The sequence below is a fragment of the Chromohalobacter sp. 296-RDG genome (assembly GCF_029889885.1).
GTDB lineage: Bacteria > Pseudomonadota > Gammaproteobacteria > Pseudomonadales > Halomonadaceae > Chromohalobacter.
The window spans coordinates 1-1428 of the sequence record NZ_JARANY010000196.1; the positions used below are offsets into that span (position 1 = coordinate 1).

Consider the following 1428-nt stretch of genomic DNA (forward strand, 5'->3'; position numbering starts at 1 on the left):
GTGATTGATGGCATTGAAGTGGCTGAGTAGCTTGTCATCGAGCAGCCCCAGGTCGGCAGCCATCAGCGACTGGGTCTCGTCCGGCGTTACGTGATAGGCGGCCACGTCTTCCGGCATTAGCGGCAGTAGTGCCTGGATGGTCTCACTGGTGATCTCGAGACCGTCGAGCTGGCTGCGCTTGAGGTGGTTGTTGAGCGCCTCGACGATAAAGGGGCTGTGGGTGGTGACGATGAACTGGGTATTGGGGAAAGTGGTTAGTAGGTCTCCCACCACCCGTCGCTGCCACTCGGGATGTAGATGTAGGTCGACTTCGTCGATCATCACCACCGCTTCAGCCGCCAATGGATCGTCCAAGTCCGGGTTGGCCATGGCCATTCGCGAACTGAGGTCGATTATCAGCCCCAAAAGAGTCTGATAGCCATCGCTGAGCTGAGCGATATTCAACCACTCTCCCTGCTGTTTCACTGCAAAACGCAGCGGATTGAGTTCGATATGAGGCTCGGAGAGATCAGGGAATAACCGCATGATGGCACGGCGTACTGCATCCAGCTCCGACAGTGTTACGTCAAAGCTCTTATGCTGCTTCTGCAGCCGATGCTCCTCGTTCTCCTTGTTGTAGAACCAGATGAAGGCCGACTTGAAGCGTGTATCGGCGTTCAACGCATTGGCCAAGGCATCGAAACGCTCGTGGGACTTGGGAAATCCCTTGCGGCTGAGAGGTAGGTCCAGCAAGGCGCGACTGACGCCGTAATAGGCAAATACCGGTAGTTCGAAGGACTCATCGGCCGACCAGGGGTTGATTATGGTACTGTCGAGATGCTGTTTGAGTACTTTCACTCCCTGTCCTGGCGGAATCTCACCGACCGTCTTCTTGCTATTGTCGCGCCTCTGTAGCCGGTCCCAGGCAAGCCCTTGAAAGGTCTCTAGGGTAATCCGCGTATAGGGCGCCAAGTGGTTACCTCGCTGATGGAGATCTCCCCGTTTCTTGAATGTCATGCCTGCTACACCGGGTAGATAGGTGAGGATTTCACCGAGTCCAATGGCGATGCCATCCAGCAAGGTGGTCTTGCCACTGCCATTGGCGCCCATCAGCAGGGTTAGACGTGGCCCCAGCGTCATCGAGAGCGATGGCTTGGCGCGAAAGTTCTCCAATGTCAGGCGCTTTAGCTTCATTAAGCGGGATTCTGCTAGTAATGAGGGGGTAAGCTGGCAGTCTGGCATGTTAGTGAAGAGTGGTCGACTGTTTGGCTCTACGTCAGTGCTTGTATGAGCGCTAGATAGCATAAACAGTAATAAGGCGCGCGGCGTGGCGACGCGGATGGCGCGAGTGATGTGAGTTACACATGATCGGCGACCTTGTCTGCTTTTACGGCGCCGGACGCGCGTGATCTTGAAGTTTCGATTTGCCGTGTTCGATGAAGGTCGGTA

The 1428-nt window shown here is 55.5% G+C and carries 1 protein-coding gene; it reads right to left on the reverse strand.

Annotated features, from left to right (window positions below; genetic code table 11):
* Nucleotides 1–1173, reverse strand: a 1173-nt coding sequence (locus tag OP495_RS17815; protein WP_280571114.1) for an AAA family ATPase, incomplete at its 3' end; no start/stop codon positions are given.
* Between the last annotated feature and the right edge of the window lie 255 nt (nucleotides 1174–1428).